The organism is Bacillus sp. FSL R9-9410, from assembly GCF_038050385.1.
GTDB lineage: Bacteria > Bacillota > Bacilli > Bacillales > Bacillaceae_G > Bacillus_A > Bacillus_A cereus_U.
This window is the reverse complement of the sequence record NZ_JBBOTV010000001.1, coordinates 978,961-1,000,548: the sequence shown is the minus strand read 5'-3', so window position 1 is coordinate 1,000,548 and position 21,588 is coordinate 978,961. Positions and strand designations below refer to the sequence as shown.

Sequence of the window (21,588 nt, the reverse complement as noted above, 5' to 3'; positions counted from 1 at the left end):
ACGTTTACAAGAAACATATTACTTCTACTAGAAAAGGGGACATAACTATGAATGAATTGATTTTCGTCTTATTTCTTTGTCCATTACTTATTTTTATCGTTTCTATTATTGGAACACGTAGAACGAAAACGTATTACGTAATGCCGATTGTAACGTTTGCTAGTTTTTTAATAATAGGTGTTATCGCCTTCACTCCAAAATTTTTCTTTTGGGTTGGTATGTATAGCATCTTCTCATTTATCGTTTCTTATATGACTCTATTGTTTGTGAGAGGATATGAAGTTGCGGAAAATGCTAAGTAGTTATTAGTAAGGAGATTTTAATATGATTTTCTTTGATATCGATGGACCTTTGCATGAAATTTTAGCAATGATATAAAAAGACGACCGCGTTCCCCCGCAGTCGTCTTTTTATATATGAGTATTACGCTGTAACCCAAGCCTCGTCAGCTGGATTTTTACGCCACTCTTGTAATTTTTTCGTTTCAGCTTGTCCGATCATACCTTTTTCTGCTGCAACTTCAGTTAATGCACTGTAATCACTTAAAGAATATGATGCTACGTTTGCTGCTTCTAGTTTCTCTTTTCCTGACTCAAGCTCGTACGTGAAGATTGATACGATTCCTAATACTTCACAGCCAGCTTCGCGAAGTGCTTCTACACATGTAATTGCACTACCGCCAGTTGAAATTAAGTCTTCTACTACTACTACTTTTTGACCTTTTTCAGCTTTTCCTTCGATTTGGTTCCCTTTACCGTGACCTTTTGCTTTACTACGTACATAGCACATTGGTAAATCCATACGATCGCTTACCCATGCAGCGTGCGCAATACCAGCAGTTGCTGTTCCTGCAATAACTTCTACAGTTGGGAAGTGCTCTTTAATTAACTCTTCTAATCCAGCTGCAATCGCTTGTCGTACTTTTGGATAAGATAAAGTTAAACGATTATCACAATAAATTGGTGATTTTATACCAGAAGACCAAGTGAATGGATCATTCGGTTGTAAAAATACTGCTCCAATTTCTAATAAATGCGATGCGATTTCTTTTTTCATACTGTTACACCTTCCCACTGTTGTTTTACTGTTTTATACGCTTCAAGCGGATTTTCTGCTTTTGTAATACTACGTCCAACTACGATGTAGCTTGAACCAAGTTCCCTCGCACGTTTCGGTGTTGCAACGCGCACTTGGTCATTCACATCATCACTTGCAAGACGAATCCCCGGTGTTACTGTTACAAATTCATTTCCGCATACTTCACGTAATTTTGGTACTTCAAGTGTTGAACAAACAACGCCATCAAGTCCACTTTCTTTCGTTAATTTTGCATAATGAGCAACCGCTTCTTCTAACGTTTTCTCAATACCAATCTCTTTTTTCATCATAGCTTCCGAAGTGCTTGTTAGTTGTGTAACTGCAATACAAATCGGTCTCTCTTTTCCTTCTTGCTTACCTTCCTCTAATCCCTCAATCGCAGCTTTCATCATACTACTTCCCCCAGCAGCATGAACATTTACCATATCTACATCTAGACTAGCTAGGCTACGCATAGCGCTTTTTACCGTATTCGGAATATCATGAAGTTTTAAATCTAGAAAAATCTTATGCCCTTTTTCTTTTAAGTACGTAATAATTGCAGGACCCTCTTTGTAAAATAACTCCATACCCACTTTGACAAATAACTCTTCCCCTTCAAAGTGATGTAAGAATTGTTCTACCTCTTGTTTCCCTGGAAAATCTAGTGCAACAATTAGCGACTGTGACATACTTACTTCCAGCTCCTTCCTTGACATTCCGAAATGTGATCAAATCCTAATTCATCTAGTAATGCTGGTAATTCTTCAATAATTGTCGGACATACGAAAGGATCAATAAAGTTCGCCGTTCCAACTGCAACCGCGCTTGCGCCAGCATAGAAGAATTCAATTACATCTTCCGCTGTTTCAATACCACCCATTCCGATAATCGGAATGTTAACCGCTTGACTTACTTCATGTACCATACGAATTGCTACTGGCTTAATCGCAGGCCCTGATAGTCCGCCCGTACGGTTTGCTAAAATTGGTTTTGCAGTTTTTAAATCTAGACGCATACCAAGCAATGTATTAATCATCGTTAAACCGTCCGCACCCGCATTTTCAATTGCTTTTGCAATTTCCACAATGTTTGCCACGTTCGGTGACAATTTCACATATACCGGTACTTCAGAAACCTCTTTTACTCGCTTCGTTAAATCAGCAGCAATTTCAGGATTTGTACCAAAAGCGATACCACCCGTTTTTACGTTTGGACAAGAAATATTTAATTCTAGCGCATGAACATTAGGTGCCTTTGAAATTGCCTTCGCAACCGCTACGTAATCCTCAGCTTGTGAACCCGCAACGTTTGCAATAATCGGAAGATCAAATTGCTCGAGAAAAGGTAATTCAGAATTCATTACCTTTTCTAATCCAGGATTTTGAAGCCCGATTGCATTTAGCATTCCGCCTGGTGTTTCCGCAACACGAGGCGTTGGGTTTCCATAACGAGGTTGTTCTGTTGTCGCTTTAATCATAATTGATCCAAGTACACTTAAATCATAGAACTGTGCATACTCACGACCAAATCCGAAGCAACCAGATGCTGGGATGATTGGATTTTTTAATGATAACCCTGGTAATTCAACTTGCAATCTGTTCATAGTACAACCTCCCCGATTGGAAATACTGGTCCGTCGCTACACACCTTCTTGTAAGAATGTCCACTCGGATCTGCTTGTAAATGGCATACACACGCGAAACATGCTCCGATGCCACAGCCCATACGTTCTTCTAATGAAATGTAGGCTTTTCTCTCCTTATAGCGTCCTTCTAATGCACGAAGCATCGCTAAAGGTCCACATGAGTAGAGAATGTCAAAGTCAATTCCATAGCTATCAATTACATCTGTTACAAACCCTTTTGTACCATGTGTACCATCAACTGTTGCAACATACGTATCACCAAGCTCTGCGAATTTCTCTTCATAGAAGACAACATCTTTCGTTTGGAAACCTAAGATGTGAATAACGCGTACTCCTTTTGCTACAAGACGCTGTGACAATTCATATAGTGGTGGTACACCAATCCCCCCACCAACTAATAGAGCCGTTTGTCCAGATTGCGCTTCTTCTACAGGAAATCCATGACCAAGTGGTCCTAACACATCTACAAGTTCACCTTGTTTTCTTTTCGCTAATGTTTTTGTTCCTTGTCCTTCCGCACGATATAGCATTGTAAATTCGTTCTTGTCTTGATCAACATTACAAATACTAATTGGGCGGCGCAGAAGGGGCGTAATGCCCTCTGCTACCTTAATGTGTACAAACTGCCCTGGATCGTTCATTTGCTGCACTAAATCCCCTTGAAGCACTAATTCGTAAATGTTTTTTGCGATTTCTTTTTGGTTAACGACGATCATATTTTGCTTTTGCATCATGCATGTACCACCTCGTGACGCTTCGTTTGCGTAATTTCTTTCATTGAATGAGCTGAGAATGTCATAGATTCTAATACTCTCAAGATTGCTCTCGTTGTATCAAGTGATGTTAAGCAAGCCACACCATTTTCTACTGATTCACGGCGAATGCGGAAACCATCACGCGCTGGTTGTTTTCCTTTTGTTAATGTATTGATTACAAACTGCGCTTTCCCTTGACGGATAATATCAAGTAAGTTGTAGTCTTCAGAATCAATTTTGTTTACAACTTGCACCGGAATGTTTTGTTCTGTTAGCGATTGTGCTGTTCCTGCTGTTGCTAATAAGTTATAGCCGATTTCATGGAAGCGTTTTGCAATTTCCAGCGCTTCTTCTTTATCTTTATCCGCTACAGTGATGATTACTGATCCGTGCGTTGGAATGTTAATTCCTGAAGCAACAAGTCCTTTATATAATGCTTTTTCAAGCGTTAAATCTTTACCCATTACTTCCCCTGTTGATTTCATTTCAGGCCCTAATGTTGTATCAACTGAGCGTAGTTTCGCAAATGAGAATACCGGTGCTTTTACATACACTTCCTTCTCTTCTGGGTGATAGCCAGTTCCATATCCTTGTTCTACAAGATTTTGACCTAAAATAACTTTCGTTGCGATATTTGCCATCGGTACGCCTGTAATTTTACTTAAGAATGGTACTGTACGGCTCGCACGTGGATTTACTTCAATTACATACACTTCATCTTTGAATACTACAAACTGAATGTTTAGTAATCCAACAATGTTTAAACCTTTTCCAAGCGCAATTGTATGTTCAATAATTTGTTCTTTTAGTTTTTCAGATAAGCTCTGTGGTGGATATACTCCAATTGAATCCCCAGAGTGAACTCCAGCGCGTTCGATATGTTCCATAATACCTGGAATGAATACATTCTCACCGTCTGAAATTGCATCTACTTCAATTTCTTTACCAACCATATAACGGTCGATTAATACTGGGTGATCTGCGTGAACTTTAACCGCATTTTTCATGTAGTGCAGTAATTCTTCTTGACGATATACGATTTCCATCGCACGTCCACCTAGTACGTAAGATGGTCTTACTAATACTGGGTAACCAATTTTGTCAGCAATCGCTACCGCTTGCTCTACAGTCGTTGCTGTTTTACCAACTGGTTGCGGGATACCAAGCTTTGTTAAAGCTGCTTCAAACTTATCACGATCTTCTGCACGGTCTAAATCTTCAAGTGATGTTCCTAAGATTTTCACACCGTGTGCTTCTAATTTAGCTGCTAAGTTAATTGCCGTTTGTCCACCGAATTGGACGATAACACCTTCTGGCTTTTCTAAATCGATAATGTGCATTACATCTTCGATTGTTAATGGTTCAAAGTATAATTTGTCAGAAATACTGAAGTCTGTTGAAACTGTTTCTGGGTTGTTATTAACAATGATTGCCTCATATCCAGCTTCTTTTATTGCCCATACAGAGTGAACTGTTGCATAATCAAACTCAACACCTTGACCAATACGGATTGGACCAGATCCTAGTACAACTACACTCTTACGATCTGTTACAATCGATTCATTCTCGTCACCATATGTGCTGTAGTAGTATGGTGTTGCAGATTCAAACTCTGCCGCACAAGTATCTACCATCTTATAAACAGGAGTCATATTGCTTTCTTTACGCATATCGTAAATTTCACGCTCTGTTTTGTTCCAAGCATTGGCGATGAAATGGTCACTGAAGCCCATTTCTTTCGCAGATTGTAACACTTCCATATTTCCTACATTCGCTTTTATTTCGCGTTCCATGTTTACGATATTTTCAACTTTTTGTAAGAAGAAGAAGTCCATTTCACACCATTCGTTGATTTCTTCTTTCGTTACACCTTGACGGATCGCTTCTGCTACAACGAACAGACGCTCGTCATCAGCTTTTATAATACGCTTTTTCATCGTTTCTTTATCAAGCTCTTTTAAGTGGTCTAACTCTAGGTGATAAACGCCAAGCTCTAAAGAACGGATCGCTTTTAATAATGATTGTTCTAAGTTACGTCCGATTGACATAACTTCACCAGTTGCCTTCATTTGTGTACCAAGTGTTCTGTTTGCTGATTCAAACTTATCAAATGGCCAACGTGGAATTTTTGAAACAACATAGTCTAATGCTGGCTCGAAGCAAGCGTATGTTTTTTGTGTTACTGGGTTTACAATTTCATCTAATGTTAAACCGACTGCAATTTTCGCCGCTAGCTTCGCAATTGGATATCCAGTTGCTTTAGATGCTAGTGCAGACGAACGACTCACACGCGGGTTTACTTCGATTACATAGTATTGGAAGCTATGTGGATCAAGTGCAAGCTGAACGTTACATCCACCTTCAATTCCTAATGCGCGAATAATTCGTAATGAAGTGTTTCGTAACATTTGATACTCACGGTCACTTAATGTTTGGCTCGGTGCTACAACGATAGAATCACCTGTGTGAACCCCAACCGGATCAATATTTTCCATGTTACATACTACAATCGCGTTATCATTCGAATCGCGCATTACTTCATATTCAATTTCCTTACAACCGGCAATACTCTTTTCTAATAAACATTGTGTTACTGGACTATGTTTTAATCCACCTGATACGATTTCAATTAGTTCTTCTACATTACTACAGATTCCGCCACCTGTTCCCCCCATTGTAAATGCTGGGCGAACAATAACTGGATAACCAATTTCTTTTACAAACTCATGTGCTTCTTCCAGCGTATGAATAATCGTGCTAGATGGAATTGGTTCATTTAATTCCTGCATTAATGTACGGAATAAATCACGATCCTCGGCTTGCTCGATTGCTGATAATTTTGTTCCTAAAATTTCAACTCCGCACTCTTCAAGTATGCCTGATTTCGCAAGTTCAACCGCCATATTCAGGCCTGTTTGACCACCTAATGTTGGTAGAAGTGCATCTGGACGTTCTTTACGAATGATACGGCTTACGAATTCTAATGTTAATGGTTCTATATATACTTTATCTGCTGTTGCAGTATCTGTCATAATTGTTGCTGGGTTAGAGTTAACAAGGATTACTTTGTAACCTTCTTCTCTAAGAGATTGACAAGCTTGTGTTCCAGAATAATCAAACTCTGCTGCTTGCCCAATTACAATTGGTCCTGATCCGATTACTAAAATTGTGTTAATGTCTAGGCGTTTTGGCATAACTCTTCCCCTTCTTTCTTGAAGTTTTCAATCATTGCTAAGAAATCTTCGAATAAATCATTTGCATCTTCTGGTCCTGCAGAAGCTTCTGGATGGTATTGTACTGTAAATGCTGGGAACTTCGTATGACGAAGGCCTTCTACTGTTCCGTCGTTTAACGCAACATGCGTAATTTCAAGATCTATATTTTCAACTGACTCTTCTTCTACTGCGTAACCATGGTTTTGAGAAGTGATTGCTACTTTTCCAGTTGCAAGATTTTTCACTGGATGATTTAAACCACGGTGACCGAATTTTAACTTACTTGTATTTGCACCAGATGCTAGCGCGAACAATTGATGTCCTAGGCAAATCCCGAATAAAGGAACTTTACCAATAATGTTTTTTAACATTTCAATTGCTTCTGGTACATCTTTTGGGTCCCCAGGTCCATTACTTAACATAATTCCATCTGGGCTAAGACGTAAAATTTCTTCTGCTGTTGTATTGTAAGGTACAACAATTACATCACAGTCACGCTTATTTAATTCTCGTAAAATACCATGTTTCATTCCGAAGTCTACAAGTACAACGCGATGACCACGGCCTGGACTTGGGTATGGGTCTTTTGTTGATACGCGTTTCACATGATCTGTAAAGACAGTTGCTTTCAATTGGCTCACGATGTCCTCTACATCCACATCCATATTGCAAAGACGTCCGCGTAAAGTTCCATATTCACGAATTTTTCTTGTTAATTTTCTCGTATCAATTCCTGCTAATCCTGGGATATTTCTTTCTTTCAAGTAATCATTTAACGAAATTTCATTACGGAAGTTTGATGGGTGATCACAAATTTCGTTTACGATTAAACCATTTACAGATGGGTGAATTGATTCAAAATCATCACGGTTAATGCCGTAGTTTCCGATTAATGGATACGTAAATGTTACGATTTGACCGCAGTATGATGGATCAGATAAAGTTTCTTGATATCCAGTCATCCCAGTTGTAAATACAACCTCACCTGACTTTTCGATTTCTCCTCCGAAACCTTTTCCAATTAATACCGTTCCATCTTCTAAGATAAGTTGTCTTTTCATACTAATGCACTCTCCTTTTGCCATGCGATCTTACCACCAACGATTGTCATAACCGGCCAACCTTGGCATTTCCAACCTGCGAATGGTGTATTTTTTCCTTTTGATAAGAATGTTGTTGGATCAATTTCTTCTTCTTGTTCTAAATCGATAATTGTAATATCAGCTGTTCTACCTTCTGTTAGGCGCCCTGCTTCTAAACCGAATGTGTCAGCTGGTTTTTCTGTTAAGAATTGAATTAGTTGCTCTAATGTAATGATTCCTTTTTTCACAAGGTTCGTATATAAAAGCGGGAATGCTGTTTCAAAACCAGTAATTCCGAACGGTGCTCTTTCAATCCCTTGCGCTTTCTCTTCTGCAGTATGCGGTGCATGGTCAGTTGCGATCATATCAATTGTTCCATCTAATAGTCCTTCAATTAACGCTGCATGATCTTCTTTTCCTCGAAGCGGTGGATTCATTTTAAAGTTAGGATCAGCCGATGGGATATCATCTTCACATAATACTAAGTGATGCGGTGTTACTTCTGCTGTCACCTTAATTCCAGCACGTTTCGCATCACGGATTACACGTACAGATCCTTTTGTACTTACGTGACATACGTGGTAGTGACAATTTGCAGCTTCCGCAAGTAAGATGTCCCGGGCAATATGTACGGATTCACATACTGATGGGATACCGTTTAATCCGTGTTTCTCAGAAAACTTCCCTTCATGTACACATCCTTTATTAATAAGTGTGTTCTCTTCACAGTGTGCAACAACTGCCATATTTAATTTCGATGCACGCTTCATTGCAGCTAACATCATGCTTGCATCTTGCACGCCTACGCCATCATCAGTGAAAGCAAACGCTCCAAGTTCTTTTAACGTTTCAAAATCAGTCATTTCAGAACCTGCTTGACGTACTGTAATGGCTCCATATGGTAATACATTTACATGTGCTTTTTCTTTAATACGCTTTTGCAGGTCTTCCATATGTTCTTTACAATCTGGTACTGGGCGTGTGTTTGGCATTGCGCAAATTGTAGTAAATCCACCTTTTGCTGCTGCAAGTGTTCCTGTTTCAATTGTTTCTTTATGTTCACCACCTGGTTCACGAAGATGAACGTGTACATCTACTAATCCAGGTGCGATTAACTTTCCATTTACATCGATTACTTCAGCATTATCTGCCGTAATATTTTCTGCCACCTTCGCAATTTTACCGTCTTGTACGAGAAGATCTGTTGCTACAATTGTTCCTTCTTCATTCATATAACGACCGTTTTTAAACAAATAATTCATGTTTCATTCCTCCTAATACATTTGGTAATGCGCGTTTTAGTACAGCCATTCTTACGTAGACCCCGTTTTCCATTTGCTTAAATATGCGTGAGCGTTCACACTCGACAAGTTCACTCGCAATTTCAACATCACGGTTTACAGGGGCTGGATGCATAATAATGCTTCCTTCTTTCATACGTTTTTCTCTTTCAACTGTTAACCCATGTTGCTCGTGATACTCTTTCATAATGTCTGTTTCATAATGGTCATGACGCTCATGTTGTACACGAAGTAACATCATCACATCCACTTCTGGAACAAGTTCATCTAAACTCTTGTACGTTCCAAATGTGTTCTCTTCATCTTTCCACTCTTCTGGGCTTGCAAAGTAAATTGTCGCGCCCAGTTTCGTTAATGCTTCTGCATTAGAACGTGCTACTCGGCTATGACGAACATCCCCAACTATTGCAATCTTCAAACCTTCAAATCTTCCAAACTCTTGTTTAATTGTTAGAAGATCGAGTAGACATTGCGTTGGATGATTTCCACATCCATCTCCAGCGTTCAAGATTGGGATATTCACCTGATCTTTTAATTCATCGAAGTAACGATCTTGCTCATGGCGGATGACTACCGCTTTTGTTCCGATTGATTCTAGTGTTCTTATCGTATCGTATAAAGTTTCTCCTTTTTGTACGCTAGATGCATCTGCGGAAAAGTCTAACACTTCAAGTCCTAATCTCTTCTCAGCAACTTCAAAGCTAAATCTCGTCCTCGTACTATTCTCAAAGAACAAGTTCGCAACAAATGTTTGCTCTGTCGTTTTTCTCTCTTTTCCATTCGCAAAATCTTCCGCGTCTTTTAGGATTTCTGAAATTTCTTGTTCCGATAATTCACTCATCGTTAACAAATGGCTCATCGTCATCCCTCATCTTTCTGTTTTTTATGATAACACCATTGAATTTATATAACAATAACTGTATAAAAATACCCTAGCCTTTGAGACTAGGGTGCGTTAAAGTAGCCACCCTTTTCTATCTCACAGGACTGAATTAAAAGGTTATTTTTATGAAGCAATCTGCTTAGATTGTTTTGTTTTGTTGGTTTGTTTTGTCTCTGGTAGTAGTAGATTTAATAGTACACCTACAATTGCTGCTAGTGCCATTCCTTCTACTTGGAACGATTCACCTACGTGTAGTACCGCCCCGCCAATACCGATTACTAGTATAACTGATGCAATCATTAAGTTTCGTTTGTCGCCTAAGTCTGTTTTATCGTCTACCATCATACGTAAACCACTTGATGCGATTACACCGAAGAGTAAGATTGATACACCACCCATAACCGGTGTTGGAATCGAATGAATCAGTGCTGAAATCTTCCCGATAAATCCAAACATGATTGCAAACACTGCTGAACCGATGAATAAGTATACACTGTATGCTCTCGTAATTGCTAACACACCGATGTTTTCACCGTACGTTGTATTCGGTGGTCCTCCTATTAGTGATGCGATTAATGTTGCTACCCCATCACCGAAGATTGAACGATGTAAACCTGGTTTTTCAATTAAATCTCTTTTAATAACATTTCCAAGTACAATTTGATGTCCGATATGTTCTGAAATTGTTACAAGTGCAACTGGTACCATTAAGAGTACAATTTTCCATGAAAACTCTGGAGTGTATGTTACAAACGGTACTGTGAAGTCTGGTATGACAAACCATTTCGCCTCAGCTACTGGCTTTAAATCTACTAGCCCTTGGAAGTAAGCGAATATATACCCGCCGATGATTCCAAGTAGCACTGGTATGATACTGAAAAACCCTCTCCCGAATATGGAGCAAATGATTGTAATTGCTAATGTTACTAATGCTACTGAAAAGTGTGTAATGCTATACTTACCATCCGTACCGTTCATCGCCATGTTCACTGCTGTATGTGCTAAAGATAAACCGATTACCATTACGACTGGTCCAACTACGATTGGCGGAAGTAATTTCATAATCCATTCTGACCCAGATTTTTTAATTCCGAGTGAGATTAAGATGTACACAAGTCCTGCTAGTAAACCTCCAAGCATCGCTGCTCCAGGTCCACCTGCTGTTTTCGCTGTAATAATTGGTGCAATAAAGGCGAATGATGATCCTAAATATGCTGGTACTTGACCTTTCGTTATTAGAAGAAACGCTAGCGTTCCTAATCCACTTGATATTAAAGCTACTGATGGATTCAGTCCTGTTAAAAACGGAACAAGCACTGTTGATCCAAACATCGCGAACAAATGTTGTATACTTAATAATAACCATTTTCCCGGTTTCGGTACTTCATGAATGTCTAACACTGGCTTTTGTTCCATTGTTACATCCTCCTTCAGTTTTAATTTTTGCAATAAAAAAACTCTTTGTGCCTGTGCACAAAGAGTCCTACACTTTCGTATGTCAAATTTGACATATGAAAGCCAAGACCCTTTGGCAGCCTCACAGGACTACATTTAAAAGGGCTTTACTTATCGTATATGCTTACTCGATCTTGTTGATCTGTCTCTTGCAAATCAACTTCGATACGCTCTTCACTAGATGTTGGAATGTTCTTTCCTACATAATCAGCGCGAATTGGTAATTCACGGTGACCTCTATCAACAAGAACAGCCAATTGGATTTGTGATGGTCTACCTAAATCCATAAGAGCATCCATTGCTGCTCGAACTGTTCTTCCTGTATATAACACATCATCCACAAGGATAACTTTTTTCTTCGTAATATCTACAGGAATATCAGAACCTTTTACAAGTGGTTCTTTATGTTTCGATTGTAGTGTTAAATCATCACGATATAACGTAATATCTAACTCTCCTACTTCCATCTCTTTTCCTTCAATTTGACCAATTCGTTCTGCCAAACGTTGTGCAATAAAAATTCCACGTGTTTTTATTCCGACAAGAACACAATTATCGACACCTTTATTTCGTTCCACGATTTCATGACTAATTCGTGTTAAAGCGCGGCGAATCATTTGGTCATCTAAAACGACAGCTTTCTCTTGCATGCTCTACACCTCCAAGCTTTTTTTTCTTGCGTGAGAGTAATGGTATAAAAAAAGTCCTCTCAGCGTGTGCGAGAGGACTTTTGAAATACTTAGGGTACAGCATACCCTAAGTATTTCAAACCGTTACCTTCTCAACCTCACGGGGCTGTGTTAAAGGATCATTATTTAACTGTTGTCAGTATCTCAGTTTTCTTATGATTTGTCAATACTATTTCCGTAAAATATTTAGCGCTTCTTCAAACACTTCTGGAATCGGTGCCTCAAACTCAATATATTCACCAGTACGAGGGTGATCGAAACCTAAAATCCCTGCATGAAGTGCTTGTCCATTCATATCTAATGTTTTCTTCGGACCATACTTTGGATCCCCTGCAAGTGGATAACCAATATATCTCATATGAACACGAATTTGATGTGTACGTCCCGTTTCTAAGCGACATTCTACAAATGTGAAATCCTTAAATCGCTCTAACACTTGGAAATGCGTAACTGCATTCTTACCATTTTCATCAACAGTCATACTTTGACGTTCTTTTTTATCACGACCAATTGGAGCATCAATTGTTCCTTTATCATGTGGAATTACACCATGTACAATCGCTTTATAGCGTCTTGTTACCGTTTTTGCTACAAGTTGATTTACAAGTGATTCGTGCGCCATATCATTTTTAGCAACCATTAATAATCCAGATGTATCCTTATCAATACGGTGTACTATACCAGGACGCATTACACCGTTAATACCTGATAGGTCTGTACAGTGATGCATAAGTCCGTTTACAAGCGTACCCTTCGTATGCCCTGGTGCTGGATGTACTACCATGCCACGCGGCTTATTTACAACTAGTACATCGGCATCTTCATAATAAACTTCTAAATTCATATCTTCCGGTTGAATATCTAACTCTTCTGGCTCGGGAATTGTTACTGTAATTTCATCATTTCCTTTTACTTTATAATTCACTTTAACTGATTTCCCATTTACTGTCACAACAGCATCTTTAATCCATTGCTGCACTTGTGAACGTGACCATTCACTGTTTATTTCTGCAACGAATTTATCAATTCGCTCGCTTTTTTGTTCTTCTGCAACTGTTACTTGTACTACTTCACTCATTCAATTACTCCTTCGTTTTCTTTCCTTCTAATACTGTTTGAATAATAATTAATACAACTCCAATACATAGTGCTGAGTCAGCTATATTGAATACTGGATAGTTGTACGAGAAAATATACACGTGAATGAAATCCACTACTTCTTGTCTAAATACACGATCAATAAAATTGCCAATTGCTCCGCCTAAAATTAGACCTAATGAAATACCTAGAAGCTTGTCCGTTTTCGCATATTTTTTCATATAAAATACGATAAATGCTACGAAAATGACTGTAATAATGTAGAAAAACCACATTTTATTTTCTAAAATACCCCAGGCAGCTCCTCTATTTCGATGTGATGTTATGTATAATACATTATCGATAATCGGAATGCTCGTACCCAATTCCATGTTCTTTACAATTAGCCATTTCGATATTTGATCGATGGCAATGACAAATAACGCTATTACATAATATATCATTTTCATTTCCCCCATAAAGACAGTGTACCTCAAAATTTTAGCATAGCTGCTGCCTTTTCACAATGAACCTTTATAGAAGAATAAAATAAATTAAAAAAAGGTAACATAATATCGTTGTGCGCACTCATACATTTACCTTTTCATAGAAAAATTCATGAATAGTACGAGCAGTCGGCATTGTTTTCATTTGTTTTGTAGGAATCGCTCTCCCAGTTTCTTCACAAATACCGTACATGTCTATTTCCATTTTAAACAATGCACGTTCTACATCTTTTAAATCCTCTTTTATATCATGTAATAGCAATTTTTTCTTTGTCTCTTGCTTTATTTCATATCCAAGTTCTTGCCCAAATTCCATATAGTATGTGTGCATTACTTCTTTCGCCAGTCTATCTTGCAACTCTTTTCTCATCAATTGCAATTCTTCTTTTATTTCCATATAAATTTCATTCACGTGTACATTCCTCCCAGCTGCAATGTACAATTAGTGTGTCCGAAATTTCCACGCTTACCTCACACACATTTTTCCTTCATAGGAAAGAGAGTGAAAGTTATTTTGATATATCATCAACGAAAAACTGACTGCTATTATGAGCAGTCAGCTTTTTTCATTATTTTACATAATTTTCTTTAACAACTGTTGCACAACGCTCACATAATGTTTCATGTTCCGCATCTTTACCAATTGTTTCTGAAACAACCCAACAACGTTCACATGTGTCACCCGTTGCCTGAGCTACAATAACCGCTGTATGCTCATACTTAGGCGCATCTGCTGGCGCTTCTTCTATCATACCACCAAGTTTATACTCAGAAACGATAAATAGTTGCTTTAAGTCTTCACTAATAGACTCTAACATAGCTTTCATTTCTGCAGTCGGATATAGTGTAATACTTGCATTTAATGACTTACCAATTACTTTTTCATTACGAGCGACTTCTAAAGCTTTTAATACGTCATCACGTAACGTCATAAATGCATCCCATTTTGTTTTTAAGGCTTCAGCACCATCTACTTCTACAACTTCTGGCATATTAGTTAACTGTACGCTTTCTTCTTCTGCACCAGGAACATACGGCCATACTTCATCAGCTGTATGAGGTAAGATTGGTGTTACAAGTTTTGTTAATGCAACAAGAACATCATATAATACTGTTTGAATTGCGCGGCGATCTTGGTGATTTGCACCTTCAATGTATAAAATGTCTTTCGCAAAGTCTAAATAGAATGAACTTAAATCAATTGTACAGAAGTTATGGATTGCATGATATACTGCTGCAAAGTCATATGCTTCATATGCTTCTTTTACTTTTGTAATTAAGTCATTTAATTTTACTAACATGTAACGGTCCACTTCACGAAGCTCAGCTGCCGCCACTTTATTTTCACTTGGATTAAAGTCATCTAAGTTTCCTAATAAGAAACGGAATGTATTACGGATTTTACGATATACTTCCGCTACTTGTTTTAAAATATCATCTGAAATACGTACATCAGATTGATAGTCAACAGAAGAAACCCATAAGCGTAAAATATCTCCGCCTAATTGATCCATAATTTTCTTCGGTACGACGATGTTTCCAATCGACTTACTCATTTTACGTCCGTCACCATCTAGTACGAAACCGTGGCTTAGAACACCTTTATACGGTGCTTTACCTGTTACAGCAACTGCTGTTGATAATGAAGAGTTAAACCAACCACGATATTGGTCAGACCCTTCTAAATATAAATCTGCTGGACGTTGTAAATCATCACGCTCTTCTAATACCGCTTGGTGAGAAGAACCTGAATCAAACCATACATCCATAATGTCTGTTTCTTTACGGAATTCACCATTTGGGCTACCTGGATGTGTAAATCCTTCTGGTAATAGATCTTTCGCTTCACGCTCGAACCATACATTAGAACCGTGTTCACGGAATAAATCTGCTACATTGCTAATTGTTTCATCTGTAATAATTGGATCACCATTCTCTGCATAGAATACAGGAATTGGTACACCCCATGCACGTTGACGAGAAATACACCAATCACCACGGTCACGAACCATATTATGAAGACGAGTCTCACCCCATGCTGGCACCCATTTCGTTTCTTCAACAGCTTGTAATAATTCTTTACGGAATGCTTCAATAGATGCAAACCACTGTGCTGTTGCACGGAAAATAATTGGTTTTTTCGTTCTCCAATCATGTGGGTATGAATGCGTAATAAATGTTAATTTTAGTAACGCACCTACTTCTTCTAATTTTTCCGTAATTGGTTTATTAGCTTTATCATAGAATAGACCTTCAAATCCAGGTGCTTCATTTGTTAATACACCTTTATCATCAACTGGACAAAGAACTTCTAAACCATATTTCTTACCAACAAGGAAATCGTCTTCCCCGTGTCCAGGTGCTGTATGTACACAACCTGTACCAGCATCTGTTGTAACGTGCTCCCCTAGCATAACTAATGCGTCACGATCGTAGAATGGGTGTTTTGCAACTGTATACTCAAGTTCGCTACCTTTTACCGTTTTCACAACTTCAGCATTTTCCCATTCTAACGTTTTTGCAACTGTCTCAAATAGTTCAGAAGCAATAATATATTTCTCATCATTTACTTTCACAATAGCATATTCAAGTTCTGGATGAACAGAAATACCTAGGTTAGCAGGTAACGTCCAAGGTGTTGTTGTCCAAATAATGAACTTCTCATCACCTTCTAATACGTTCTTTCCGTCTTTTACAGGGAATGCTACGTAAATAGATGCTGATTTTTTATCTTGATATTCAATTTCAGCTTCTGCTAAAGCTGATTCACTCGTTGGAGACCAGTAAACTGGTTTCTGTCCTTTATAGATATAACCTTTTTTCGCCATGTCACCAAACACTTTAATTTGTTGTGCTTCATAAGCTGGCTCTAAAGTAATATATGGATTATCCCAATCTGCACGTACACCTAGACGCTTAAATTGTTCACGTTGGCGTTCTACTTGCTCATATGCATACTCTGCGCATAACTTGCGGAACTCAGCAACTGTCATTTCTTTACGCTTTACACCTTTATTCGTTAAAGCTTGTTCAATTGGTAAACCGTGCGTATCCCAACCTGGCACATATGGTGCACAGTATCCTGTCATTGATTTAAAACGAACAATAAAGTCTTTTAACACTTTATTTAGTGCGTGTCCCATATGGATGTCACCATTTGCATATGGAGGTCCATCATGTAGTACAAATAAAGGACGACCTTTCGTATGTTCTTGTACCTTTTCATAAATATTCACTTCAGCCCATTTTTCTTGCATTGCAGGCTCACGTTTCGGTAAATTCCCACGCATCGGGAATTCTGTTTTTGGCATTAGTAATGTATTTTTGTACTCCATGCTCAATTCCTCCTTAAATATATAAACGACAGACCTTAAAAAAGGGAATAAAAAAGAGACCTCTCATCCCCAAAAAGGGACGAGAAAGTCTCCCGCGGTACCACCCTAGTAGACCATATACAAATGCATAAGGTCCTCTTTATATTCTTAACGCGAATATACGCCTACGCTTACTAAATTTGTTCAGCGCGGAACTCCAGGGTGATATTCCCATTATCTCCTTATCCTGAGCTTACACTATCCTCAGTTCGCTATATAAGGTATGAAAAAGGTACTTATCCCTATCTTCGTTTTTCTTAATAAATATGCTGTTTAAAATTATATGTAATAATGAGAAAAACGTCAAGCTTACACTGTTTCTTCTTTTTTCAACAGTTCGTCCACTTCGTCTTCTAACTCAATTAATTTGTCCCAATCATCGTTGCTTAACATTTCAAGCTGTGTTTCTAACAACATACGGAAACGAGTGCGGAATACTTTCGCTTGTTTCTTTAACTCTTCAATATCAAATGCAACTTTTCTTGATTTTACTAATGCTTCGTTAATGATACGATCTGCATTTTTTTCTGCTTCTCGTACAATTAATTTCGCTTCTTTTTGTGCATTACGCTTCACTTCTTCCGCTGCTTCTTGCGCAACAATGATAGATTTATTTAGCGTATCTTCAATGTTAGAAAAATGATCTAATTTCCCTTCTAATTGGGCAACCTTTTCTTCTAAAGCTTTTTTCTCACGAATGACTAATTCATAATCTTTGATGATCTGATCAAGAAATTCATTTACTTGATCCTCATCATAGCCACGAAACCCGCGACCAAATTCTTTGTTATGAATATCTAATGGTGTTAACGGCACAACGCCACCTCCAAGTAGTTATCTAAATTTCCTCTTTCAATTATATCTTTTCTTCGACAAAATAAGAGAATTTCCTTCTAAAAAACCAATCATTTTAGTATACCATACAAAACTCTCCATTTGTCGCGCTTCGTTCTACCTTCTACAGAAAATAATTTACTTCGTCCATACCCTCTAACCGAGAAAACATCCCCCGGAAAACATTCATACGAAGTTTGCTCTACTGTTTTCCAATTGACTTTTACTAGGCCACCTTTTATAAGAGGCTGTACTTTCTGCCTAGATATATGCAGCATTTCAGCTAATAAAACATCTAGACGAAGTGACGAAACTGTTCCAGATTTTTCTCCCCACTTTTCACCTACACGCAAAACTTTCTCTACTTGTATAGGAGAGAGTGTGACTTTCATTTTACCTATTGATTGTAAGTTCATTTCAATATAGGATACAACTTCTTTCGCAACTGCAATTTGGGCACGATCTTCTTGAAGCAAAATATCACCACATTTTTCCCTTGTTAAACCAAGTGACATGAATGCACCTAATATTTGCCTATGTTCTAGCGTGAAAAACTTGGAAGGATAGTCAATTTCTAATACTTCTACTTGAAATTCCTCTTCATTTAATTCTAGATAATCTGGATAAATTAGTGCTCTTTTCCGTTCGGCTTCAGGCATCGCACCATCAAACCGTACAGCTACATCTCCTTGCCCTATTACCATAGAAACAATTTGTTGCTGTCTTGGATCAAGAAAATCTGTTAACTTGACTTGATGGTACTCAGCAGCCTGTTTCCACTCTAATACTTTATCCACAAAGACCTGTTCATCAGGTCTAAAATGCTCGTAGATGCTCATGTATTTAACCTCACACTATAAAAAATAGTTGAATAAACTCACTAAACCACCTCTAGCAAGTTTCAAGGCAATAATAGCAACAAGTGGAGAAATATCAATCATACCAAATGGTGGAATAAACCTCCTAAACGGCTCTAAATACGGTTCACAAATACGCGCAAGAATATCTCCAAAAGCTGATTCCTTTGCGCCAGGAAACCATGATAGGAGAATGTAAATAATTAGTGCCCACGAGTAAATCTCGATAGCAGTAAGTAACACTGTTAAAACTGTTGTCATGGCGTATTACCACCTCTTTATATTTGTCTCTTCTTCTTCACCGAATAACTCTGAAATCGCACCAACGATATCAACATTTTCAGGTGTACACATAAATGTTTTCGGGCCTATTTTTTGAATATCCCCGCCTATAGCGTATACAGTACCACTTAAAAAGTCAACGATACGTACAGCTTGATCTGTAGACATTCTTTGCAAATTAATCACAACAGCTCGTCTGCCTTTTAAGTGATCCGAAATGCCTTGTGCTTCCGAATATGTGCGTGGTTCTAGTAAAACAACTTTTGAAGATTGCTTCGCTGTTTCAATACTCACTACATTTTGCTTCGGTTGCACTTTCGCAAACGGAACATCTTGTTGTTCTGGGGGATTTTGTTGCTTTTTCATGTCTGTTTGCTCCTTTTCATAACTATATTGAGCTGCTTCTTTTTCTTCCGGTGTGTCAAAAAAGAAGTATTTTACTTTTGACCAACTCATAATAACTTTCTCCTTCCTCTTACGCTTTTCCTACTAAAACCGTTCCCAAACGAATATATGTAGCGCCTTCCTCAATTGCAATCGTGTAATCATTTGACATTCCCATTGATAATTCTTTACATGGTGCATGTAATAATTCTAGCTCCTGCACCTCTGTTTGTAGCATGCGCAATTCCTTAAAGCAGCGACGAATCTCTTCCTCTTCTCCTGTAAACGGAGCCATTGTCATTAATCCTACCACTTCAATCTTATCCAATTCTTGCAAACTTTGAATAAAAGAAATTGTTTCTTCTATCGCCAATCCTTGCTTTGATTCTTCCGATGATGTTTTCACTTGAATAAAGCATTTAACTTTCTTATCAACACGTTTTTGAATTTCTTTTGCAAGCGAAAGACGATCTAATGAATGTAAATAATCAATCTCATTAATGATTTCTTTTACTTTTCTCGTTTGCAATGAGCCAATAAAATGCCAATTCACTTTTGAACCGAAATGCTCGTATTTTTGTAAGAAACCTTCATTTCTATTTTCACCTAAATCAATAATTCCTGCTTCAATTACTTCGCTTGTTTTTTCAATTCCTACAGTTTTTGTAACTGCAACGAGCTTAATATCTTTCGTCGAACGTCCAGCTCGTACGCAAGATTCTTTAATTGCTTCGTTTACATCTGCTAAATTCCCTTGCACTGTCACTTGCTTCACTCCTCCTTAAAACCTATGAAACTCAACATTCTCCCCGTCTTACCTTGATCACGACGATGAGAGAAAAATAATTGTTCTTCACAGCTTGTACAAAGAGATGACATTACAATATGTTCTTCTTTTATACCTGCTTGTACACATAATATACGATTAACTTCTTTTAAATTAATTGCATACTGACCATCAGAAATTACTTTATAGGGAACAGATCCGTTTACTACCTGCTGCGCTGCTGTTAATACACGATCATCAACAACATAACAACATGATCCGATTGCAGGACCAATTGCGACATGAATTTCATCACTTGAAACACCTTCCGCATTCCACTTTTGAATCATTTCTTTCGCAATCTCTGTTACAGTCCCTTTCCACCCAGCATGCGCAAGTCCTATCATATCATGTGATGGTGCATAAAAATAGAGCGGAACACAATCAGCGTAACAAGATGTTAAGAGAACATCTTTGTTAGTCGTATAAATGCCATCCGTTTTTGGAATACCGTCCTCATATGAATAAACGCCTTTCCCTTTTTCTTGCAGTCCTACTTTCTCAACATGATGGTCATGAACTTGTTCAGAGCAAATCCATTTTTCTAATGGTTTTTGTAACTTATTCGCTAAAATGCGTCTGTTTTCATGAACATTCTCCACGATATCATTCACATGTAATCCTAAATTCATCGCATGAAAGGAGCCTGTACTTACTCCACCATCTTTTGTCGTAAATCCAACAGTAATGTTTCCAAGTTCTTTCCACGCTTGTAAATACAGTATACCGTCCACATATTTAAATGGTTCTCTCATAAAGCGACTCCTTTTAATTAAAATAACAGAAAAAAGCATGGTACTTCCTGTCTATTTTACCATACTTTTATTTTTTCATAATGACAACAGAAAAAAAAGGGGAATTTGTAATATTCTTTATGAAATTGTCGGTGTTTGTATTGATTCTGTTACAGAATTAATATTATCTACTCTGACAAGTATGACATCTTCCCCAATTTTCATAATTTGCTCCCAAGGAATCACAAATTCTACTTCCTTTCCAAAGAGTCCTAGCATACGTGTCTGCTTGGAAATAATAACTGTCCTAATCTTACCTGTGTCTATATCAAAATCAATATCTCCAATATTTCCAAGCCTTTTTCCATCTAAAATATTTACAACATCCTTCATTTGAAACTCCGAAATTCGTATCATATTCATCCTCTCCCTTATATCATGAATCATAAGTACGCTCTCAAATAAAGTGAAACCTTAATCAGTGGGATTTTTCCCATCCCTACTGATTATTAACCCATGCTAATCGGACTTTTTCGGGTAGCTCCGCTTCCATCTAACTTCTTACTTCAGCCGAATTTTGAAGCGGGTAAACAGTATATAACCGCTACT

22 protein-coding genes and 1 other annotated feature are annotated in these 21,588 nt (G+C 38.0%); of the genes, 1 reads left to right on the top strand and 21 read right to left on the bottom strand.

Going from position 1 to position 21,588, the window contains the following annotated elements:
• The first annotated feature begins 47 nt into the window (after positions 1–47).
• Positions 48–302 (top strand): YbeF family protein, encoded by a 255-nt coding sequence (locus MKX77_RS05530; RefSeq protein ID WP_215553983.1) that lies wholly within the window; start codon positions 48–50, stop codon positions 300–302.
• 121 nt (positions 303–423) lie between these two features.
• Here MKX77_RS05530 and pyrE read toward each other — a convergent pair whose 3' ends face one another.
• The 21 genes from pyrE to MKX77_RS05425 form a co-directional block, all read right to left on the bottom strand.
• Entirely contained in the window at positions 424–1,056 is a 633-nt protein-coding gene (pyrE, locus tag MKX77_RS05525) for an orotate phosphoribosyltransferase (protein WP_215553984.1), read from the bottom strand.
• On the bottom strand, positions 1,053–1,769 hold the full coding sequence (gene pyrF, locus MKX77_RS05520; protein ID WP_000083510.1) for an orotidine-5'-phosphate decarboxylase: 717 nt from the start codon (positions 1,767–1,769) through the stop codon (positions 1,053–1,055). The genes pyrE and pyrF overlap by 4 nt, the downstream gene beginning before the upstream one ends.
• Before the next feature lie 2 nt (positions 1,770–1,771).
• Positions 1,772–2,683, bottom strand: a complete 912-nt coding sequence (gene pyrD / locus MKX77_RS05515; protein WP_002111413.1) for a dihydroorotate oxidase B catalytic subunit — start codon at positions 2,681–2,683, stop codon at positions 1,772–1,774.
• Entirely contained in the window at positions 2,680–3,459 is a 780-nt protein-coding gene (gene pyrK / locus MKX77_RS05510; RefSeq protein WP_215553985.1) for a dihydroorotate oxidase B electron transfer subunit, read from the bottom strand. Before pyrK ends, pyrD begins: the two co-directional genes overlap by 4 nt.
• Positions 3,456–6,674 (bottom strand): carbamoyl-phosphate synthase large subunit, encoded by a 3,219-nt coding sequence (gene carB, locus MKX77_RS05505; RefSeq protein ID WP_215553986.1) that lies wholly within the window; start codon positions 6,672–6,674, stop codon positions 3,456–3,458. Before carB ends, pyrK begins: the two co-directional genes overlap by 4 nt.
• Positions 6,659–7,756: a carbamoyl phosphate synthase small subunit gene (locus MKX77_RS05500; RefSeq protein ID WP_215553987.1), complete on the bottom strand. Its 1,098-nt coding sequence runs from the start codon at positions 7,754–7,756 to the stop codon at positions 6,659–6,661. The genes carB and MKX77_RS05500 overlap by 16 nt, the downstream gene beginning before the upstream one ends.
• The gene (gene pyrC / locus MKX77_RS05495) at positions 7,753–9,039 is read right to left on the bottom strand and encodes a dihydroorotase (protein ID WP_033707133.1); all 1,287 of its coding nucleotides are present in this window, start codon (positions 9,037–9,039) and stop codon (positions 7,753–7,755) included. Before pyrC ends, MKX77_RS05500 begins: the two co-directional genes overlap by 4 nt.
• Positions 9,023–9,937, bottom strand: a complete 915-nt coding sequence (pyrB, locus tag MKX77_RS05490) for an aspartate carbamoyltransferase (RefSeq protein ID WP_002128846.1) — start codon at positions 9,935–9,937, stop codon at positions 9,023–9,025. Before pyrB ends, pyrC begins: the two co-directional genes overlap by 17 nt.
• Positions 9,938–10,084: 147 nt before the next feature.
• Positions 10,085–11,377, bottom strand: coding sequence for a uracil permease (gene uraA, locus MKX77_RS05485; RefSeq protein ID WP_215553988.1), 1,293 nt, complete (start codon positions 11,375–11,377; stop codon positions 10,085–10,087).
• A gap of 146 nt (positions 11,378–11,523) precedes the next feature.
• Positions 11,524–12,066, bottom strand: a complete 543-nt coding sequence (pyrR, locus tag MKX77_RS05480; protein WP_001156489.1) for a bifunctional pyrimidine operon transcriptional regulator/uracil phosphoribosyltransferase — start codon at positions 12,064–12,066, stop codon at positions 11,524–11,526.
• 208 nt (positions 12,067–12,274) lie between these two features.
• Positions 12,275–13,183: an RluA family pseudouridine synthase gene (locus tag MKX77_RS05475; RefSeq protein WP_215553989.1), complete on the bottom strand. Its 909-nt coding sequence runs from the start codon at positions 13,181–13,183 to the stop codon at positions 12,275–12,277.
• Positions 13,184–13,187: 4 nt separating this feature from the next.
• Positions 13,188–13,646 (bottom strand): lipoprotein signal peptidase LspA, encoded by a 459-nt coding sequence (lspA, locus tag MKX77_RS05470; protein ID WP_002088246.1) that lies wholly within the window; start codon positions 13,644–13,646, stop codon positions 13,188–13,190.
• Between the two features lie 124 nt (positions 13,647–13,770).
• Entirely contained in the window at positions 13,771–14,100 is a 330-nt protein-coding gene (locus MKX77_RS05465) for a molecular chaperone DnaK (protein ID WP_341305992.1), read from the bottom strand.
• A gap of 157 nt (positions 14,101–14,257) precedes the next feature.
• Complete coding sequence (gene ileS2 / locus MKX77_RS05460; RefSeq protein WP_341305991.1) at positions 14,258–17,023, bottom strand: isoleucine--tRNA ligase; 2,766 nt, start codon at positions 17,021–17,023, stop codon at positions 14,258–14,260.
• A 72-nt stretch (positions 17,024–17,095) separates the two neighbouring features.
• Positions 17,096–17,320, bottom strand: a binding site (T-box leader).
• 51 nt (positions 17,321–17,371) lie between these two features.
• Positions 17,372–17,878, bottom strand: coding sequence for a septum site-determining protein DivIVA (gene divIVA / locus MKX77_RS05455; RefSeq protein WP_002088249.1), 507 nt, complete (start codon positions 17,876–17,878; stop codon positions 17,372–17,374).
• Positions 17,879–17,967: 89 nt separating this feature from the next.
• Entirely contained in the window at positions 17,968–18,735 is a 768-nt protein-coding gene (locus MKX77_RS05450; RefSeq protein ID WP_215553992.1) for a YlmH family RNA-binding protein, read from the bottom strand.
• Between the two features lie 15 nt (positions 18,736–18,750).
• Positions 18,751–19,014: a YggT family protein gene (locus MKX77_RS05445; RefSeq protein WP_002146041.1), complete on the bottom strand. Its 264-nt coding sequence runs from the start codon at positions 19,012–19,014 to the stop codon at positions 18,751–18,753.
• A 6-nt stretch (positions 19,015–19,020) separates the two neighbouring features.
• Entirely contained in the window at positions 19,021–19,491 is a 471-nt protein-coding gene (locus MKX77_RS05440; RefSeq protein ID WP_193644889.1) for a cell division protein SepF, read from the bottom strand.
• A gap of 19 nt (positions 19,492–19,510) precedes the next feature.
• Positions 19,511–20,185, bottom strand: coding sequence for a YggS family pyridoxal phosphate-dependent enzyme (locus MKX77_RS05435; protein ID WP_215556626.1), 675 nt, complete (start codon positions 20,183–20,185; stop codon positions 19,511–19,513).
• Between the two features lie 5 nt (positions 20,186–20,190).
• Entirely contained in the window at positions 20,191–21,000 is an 810-nt protein-coding gene (gene pgeF / locus MKX77_RS05430; RefSeq protein WP_002111428.1) for a peptidoglycan editing factor PgeF, read from the bottom strand.
• A 117-nt stretch (positions 21,001–21,117) separates the two neighbouring features.
• Positions 21,118–21,396: a YlmC/YmxH family sporulation protein gene (locus tag MKX77_RS05425; protein WP_033710824.1), complete on the bottom strand. Its 279-nt coding sequence runs from the start codon at positions 21,394–21,396 to the stop codon at positions 21,118–21,120.
• Positions 21,397–21,588 lie beyond the last annotated feature (192 nt).

What these genes read in the sequence shown, in the direction of transcription:
- MKX77_RS05475 (WP_215553989.1), bottom strand. Translation starts at nt 13,183, where the DNA reads ATGAGTGAAGTAGTACAAGTAACAGTTGCAGAAGAACAAAAAAGCGAG.
- pyrF (WP_000083510.1), bottom strand. Translation starts at nt 1,769, where the DNA reads ATGTCACAGTCGCTAATTGTTGCACTAGATTTTCCAGGGAAACAAGAG.
- pyrB (WP_002128846.1), bottom strand. Translation starts at nt 9,937, where the DNA reads ATGAGCCATTTGTTAACGATGAGTGAATTATCGGAACAAGAAATTTCA.
- pyrE (WP_215553984.1), bottom strand. Translation starts at nt 1,056, where the DNA reads ATGAAAAAAGAAATCGCATCGCATTTATTAGAAATTGGAGCAGTATTT.
- carB (WP_215553986.1), bottom strand. Translation starts at nt 6,674, where the DNA reads ATGCCAAAACGCCTAGACATTAACACAATTTTAGTAATCGGATCAGGA.
- MKX77_RS05530 (WP_215553983.1), top strand. Translation starts at nt 48, where the DNA reads ATGAATGAATTGATTTTCGTCTTATTTCTTTGTCCATTACTTATTTTT.
- ileS2 (WP_341305991.1), bottom strand. Translation starts at nt 17,023, where the DNA reads ATGGAGTACAAAAATACATTACTAATGCCAAAAACAGAATTCCCGATG.
- pyrC (WP_033707133.1), bottom strand. Translation starts at nt 9,039, where the DNA reads ATGAATTATTTGTTTAAAAACGGTCGTTATATGAATGAAGAAGGAACA.
- uraA (WP_215553988.1), bottom strand. Translation starts at nt 11,377, where the DNA reads ATGGAACAAAAGCCAGTGTTAGACATTCATGAAGTACCGAAACCGGGA.
- MKX77_RS05500 (WP_215553987.1), bottom strand. Translation starts at nt 7,756, where the DNA reads ATGAAAAGACAACTTATCTTAGAAGATGGAACGGTATTAATTGGAAAA.
- pgeF (WP_002111428.1), bottom strand. Translation starts at nt 21,000, where the DNA reads ATGAGAGAACCATTTAAATATGTGGACGGTATACTGTATTTACAAGCG.
- pyrK (WP_215553985.1), bottom strand. Translation starts at nt 3,459, where the DNA reads ATGATGCAAAAGCAAAATATGATCGTCGTTAACCAAAAAGAAATCGCA.
- MKX77_RS05440 (WP_193644889.1), bottom strand. Translation starts at nt 19,491, where the DNA reads ATGAGTTGGTCAAAAGTAAAATACTTCTTTTTTGACACACCGGAAGAA.
- MKX77_RS05450 (WP_215553992.1), bottom strand. Translation starts at nt 18,735, where the DNA reads ATGAGCATCTACGAGCATTTTAGACCTGATGAACAGGTCTTTGTGGAT.
- MKX77_RS05445 (WP_002146041.1), bottom strand. Translation starts at nt 19,014, where the DNA reads ATGACAACAGTTTTAACAGTGTTACTTACTGCTATCGAGATTTACTCG.
- pyrR (WP_001156489.1), bottom strand. Translation starts at nt 12,066, where the DNA reads ATGCAAGAGAAAGCTGTCGTTTTAGATGACCAAATGATTCGCCGCGCT.
- lspA (WP_002088246.1), bottom strand. Translation starts at nt 13,646, where the DNA reads ATGATATATTATGTAATAGCGTTATTTGTCATTGCCATCGATCAAATA.
- pyrD (WP_002111413.1), bottom strand. Translation starts at nt 2,683, where the DNA reads ATGAACAGATTGCAAGTTGAATTACCAGGGTTATCATTAAAAAATCCA.
- MKX77_RS05425 (WP_033710824.1), bottom strand. Translation starts at nt 21,396, where the DNA reads ATGATACGAATTTCGGAGTTTCAAATGAAGGATGTTGTAAATATTTTA.